Genomic DNA, 3926 nt, shown 5'->3' with positions numbered 1-3926 from the left:
CCGCGGCCGGGTGCCCGCCTGCGTGGCGCGTGGGGGGGGGGGGCGGGGCCCCGCGCCGCGCCCCCCCCCCCGCTCCGGCGTTCCTCAGGCGAGGGAGCGGCGCAGGAAGTCGACCTGGAGGAGCAGCAGGTTCTCGGCGACCTGCTCCTGCGGGGTCATGTGGGTCACGCCGGACAGCGGCAGCACGGTGTGCGGGCGGCCGGCGGCCAGCAGCGCCGACGACAGGCGCAGGGTGTGCGCCGCCACCACGTTGTCGTCCGCCAGGCCGTGCACGATCATCAGCGGGCGCTCCAGCTTCGGGGCGTCGGCGATGAGGGAGTTGGCGTCGTACACCTCCGGCTTCTCGGCCGGGTGGCCGAGGTAGCGCTCGGTGTAGTGGGTGTCGTAGAGCCGCCAGTCGGTCACCGGCGCGCCGGCGATGCCCGCGTGGAAGACGTCCGGGCGGCGCAGGACGGCGAGCGCGGCCAGGTAGCCGCCGTAGGACCAGCCGCGGATGCCCACCCGGGTCAGGTCCAGGTCGGGTTCGCGGGCCGCGACCGCGTGCAGCGCGTCCACCTGGTCCTCCAGGGTGGCGCCGGCGAAGTCGAACGCGATCTCCCGCTCCCAGGCCGGGCCGCGACCGGGCGTGCCGCGGCCGTCCACGACCAGGACGGCGAAGCCCTGGTCGGCCAGCCACTGCGAGGCCAGGTAGGCGTTGCGGGCGGACACGACGCGCTGCGCGTGCGGGCCGCCGTAGGGGTCGAGCAGGACGGGCAGCCTGGTGCCGGGCACGTGGTCGCGCGGGAAGAGGAGCGCGGCGCGCAGGTCGCGTTCGCCGACGGTCAGGAGCCGGACCTCCGGGGTGAGGACGGGGGTCTCGGCGAACGAGCCGATCGTGCGGGTCGTCCCGTTCGCGGTGACGGTCGTTCGAGCGCCGAAGTGGTCCAGGGAGGAGCGGGACAGGACCAGGACGCCGCCGGCGCGGGTCGCGCCGTGCACGCCGTCCTCAGTGGACAGCCGGGTCACCTGGTCCGGGCCGACCAGGAACACGTGCGTCTGCGTCGGGTCGTCGGTGGACGCGGTGACGAGCACGCCGTCCTCGGCGACGTCGAGGACGGACCGGACCTGGAAGCCGTCCGGGGTCCACGGCCGGTCGCCCACGACGAGCCGGTTCGCGTCGCCGAGCGGCAGCACGCGCAGCAGTTCGCCGTTCGGCGTCCAGCGCGGCGCGCCGGGCACGATCTCCAACCAGTGCGGGTCCCGGTCGTCGGCGACGACCTCGGTGCGACCGGTCACGACGTCGACCGCGAGCACCCGGACCCGGCGCTGGTCGCGTGACTGGACCTGGAGCAGCGGCTTGCCGTGCGTGGACCAGGAGACCGTGGTGAGGTAGGGGAACGCCTCGCGGTCCCACGTCACGTCGACCCGGCCGGTGTTGAAGATCGCCAGCTCCACCACGGCGTTGGCCTCGCCGGCGGCCGGGTAGGCGATCTCGGCGGCGGGCGTGCCGGGGTTGGCGGGGTCGGCGATGTGCCAGCGCGGCACGGGCCCGTTGTCCACGCGGGCCGCCAGCACGTGCTCGCCGTCCGGGGAGAACCAGTAGCCGCGGTGGCGACCCATCTCCTCGGCGGCGATGAACTCCGCGAGGCCCCACGTGACGTCCGGGCCGTCCGGGGCGGCGACCACGCGGTCCGCGCCGGTCTCCAGGTCCACCACGTGCAGCGCGCCGTCCACCACGTAGCCGACCCGGCGGCCGGTCGGGTCCAGGCGCGGGTCGATCGCCGCGCCGCGCACGGGCAGCTCGCGGACGGCGGCGGTGGCCAGTTCGAGCACGAACAGCCTGCCGGACAACGCGAACACGGCCTGCCGGACGTCGCTGTCGGTGGCGTAGCCCACGATGCCCGCGGCCTGCTCGCGGGTGCGCTCGCGGCGCGCCCGCTCCTGCGGCGACAGGTCCTCGGGGTCGGTCAGCAGGGTGCCGGGGTCGGCCAGCAGCACCTCCGCGCCGGTGGCGGTGTCGAACGCCCAGAGGCCGTTCGCCCGGCTCGTGGCCGTGGCGGTGCGGAGGAAGTACACCTTGGCGCCGTCCGGGGCCGCGGTGAACGTCCGGGGTGCGCCGAGGGTGAACCGCTGGGTGCGCGCGTGCTGGCGCGGGAAGGAGATCTCGTTGCCCACCCGGACACCCTACGGGCACCCCCTGTCTTGGTTCACGTCTTCGGGTGCGGCTGAACCGGGTTCGTCGGGGGGCCGTAGTCGTCGGTGGAGCGCATGACGGACCGAGGAGGAACGAAGTGATCCGACGGAATCGCATCGCCATCGCCGTCGCGGGCGGCATGGTGGCCGTGCTCGCGCTGGTCATGTGGACGTCCAACGCGACCGGCTTGCAGGGCCGGACGGTCGCGCAGACAGAGCAGGTCGGGGCGGCGGCGCAGGACTACGACGGCGGTGACTACGGCGGTGTTCAGTCGTTGGTGCCTCCGACCAGTGGAGAGGCGGTCGAGCCGGAGGAGGCGGTGGAGCCTGCGGCAGGAGCGCAGGAAGGGCCGCAGGTCACGCTCGTGGGGAAGAGCGTGCCCAAGATGGGCGATGTGGTGCAGGACGGGGACGGGCGGACGTTGTACCGGTTCGACAAGGACACGGCGGATCCGGCGAAGTCCAACTGCGAGGGTCAGTGCGCGGTGACGTGGCCCCCGCTGCTGTCCAACGGCACGCCCCGGTTGGAGGGTGTGGACCCGGCGCTCGTGTCGACGGTGAAGAGGGCCGATGGCACGGAGCAGGTGACGTTGGCGGGATGGCCCCTGTACACGTACGCGAAGGACGAAGCGCCCGGCCAGTGGAAGGGGCAGGGGGTTGGGGGCACGTGGTTCGTGGTGCAGCCCAACGGGAAGCGCAACGTGGAGTGCCTGCCGGCCGGGGTGACGGCACCGGCGGCTTGAGTCAAAGAATCAAAAGAGCAAAGAGTCCTCGCCGGACGGGCAGATCAGCAGGATGACGGGGTTCGGTGGTTAAGCCCCCTGTACCAGCGGGGTCGGGTTTCGTGTCATCCCGCCGACCTCCACAAGGGCAACCACACGTGTCAAGGGGGCAGTTCCGGCGTCAGGTGCGGTAGGGCCGGAAGTGCCCCCTTGACACGTGCGGTTGGGCAGGGCCAGGTCGGCGGGATGACACGGAACCCTTCGTTGGGGGAAGGGCGATTGGTTGGCCGGTGGGGGTGTGGCGGCCGGCGGTTCGGGCGGGGGCGTCAGATGGTGCGGATGGCGTCGGTGTGGTCGAGGCGCGGGTTGCGGGGGTGGGTGCCCGAGTGGTCCGGGTGGCCGATGTTGACGATCACCAGGGGCAGTTGGTTGGTGTCCGCGAAGAACTCCCGGCGGACGCCTTCCTGGTCGAAGCCGCTCATCGGGCCGGCGGCGAGGCCCGCGGCGCGGACGCCCACGATGAAGTAGCCGACCTGCAGGAGGGCGCTGGTCTTCGCGGCTTCGGTGCGGCGCTGGTCGTCGGCGAAGGCGGCCTTGGCGTTGGCGAAGTGCGGGAAGGTCTTGGCCAGGTGCTCGTGGAAGTCGGTGTCGGCCGCGAGGACGGCGGTGACGGGAGCGGCCAGGGTCTTGGCGCGGTTGCCCTCCGACATGTGCGGGGCGAGGCGGGCCTTGGCGTCCTGGCTGCGGACGAAGAGGATGCGCAGCGGCTGGCTGTTCATCGCCGTCGGGCCCCACTTGACGAGGTCGTAGACGGCGCGGAGCTGCTCGTCGGTCACCGGCTCGTCGGTGAACGCGTTCACCGTCCGGGCCTCGCGGAACAGCAGGTCCTGGGCGTCGCGCGGCAGGGCCAGCGCGTCGAGGGTGGCGGTCATGGTGCCTCTTTAGGTTTTACCCGGGGGGGTCGCGCCCCGGTCAACCTACAGGTTTGGCGAGGTATTTTGTGGGTTGTTTGAAATGGGTGGGTTAAACGGG

The 3926-nt window shown here is 72.6% G+C and carries 3 protein-coding genes; 1 reads left to right on the top strand and 2 read right to left on the bottom strand.

Going from position 1 to position 3926, the window contains the following annotated elements:
* Positions 1-84: 84 nt before the first annotated feature.
* On the bottom strand, positions 85-2154 hold the full coding sequence (locus ACFXGA_RS05985; protein ID WP_378084753.1) for a prolyl oligopeptidase family serine peptidase: 2070 nt from the start codon (positions 2152-2154) through the stop codon (positions 85-87).
* Between the two features lie 116 nt (positions 2155-2270).
* Between ACFXGA_RS05985 and ACFXGA_RS05980 the strand changes: the two genes are divergently transcribed.
* Positions 2271-2915: a hypothetical protein gene (locus ACFXGA_RS05980; RefSeq protein WP_378084752.1), complete on the top strand. Its 645-nt coding sequence runs from the start codon at positions 2271-2273 to the stop codon at positions 2913-2915.
* A 305-nt stretch (positions 2916-3220) separates the two neighbouring features.
* Here the strand turns inward: ACFXGA_RS05980 and ACFXGA_RS05975 are convergent, their stop codons facing one another.
* Positions 3221-3826 carry a malonic semialdehyde reductase gene (locus ACFXGA_RS05975; RefSeq protein ID WP_378084751.1) on the bottom strand — a complete coding sequence of 202 codons (606 nt, stop codon included), beginning with the start codon at positions 3824-3826 and terminating at the stop codon, positions 3221-3223.
* Between the last annotated feature and the right edge of the window lie 100 nt (positions 3827-3926).

Source organism: Actinosynnema sp. NPDC059335 (assembly GCF_042752395.1).
In the GTDB taxonomy this organism is placed as follows: domain Bacteria; phylum Actinomycetota; class Actinomycetes; order Mycobacteriales; family Pseudonocardiaceae; genus Actinosynnema.
This window is presented reverse-complemented; position numbering and strand designations above follow the sequence as displayed.

Excerpts from the sequence above, each read along its gene's own strand:
- ACFXGA_RS05975 (WP_378084751.1), bottom strand. The coding sequence starts at position 3,826 with ATGACCGCCACCCTCGACGCGCTGGCCCTGCCGCGCGACGCCCAGGAC.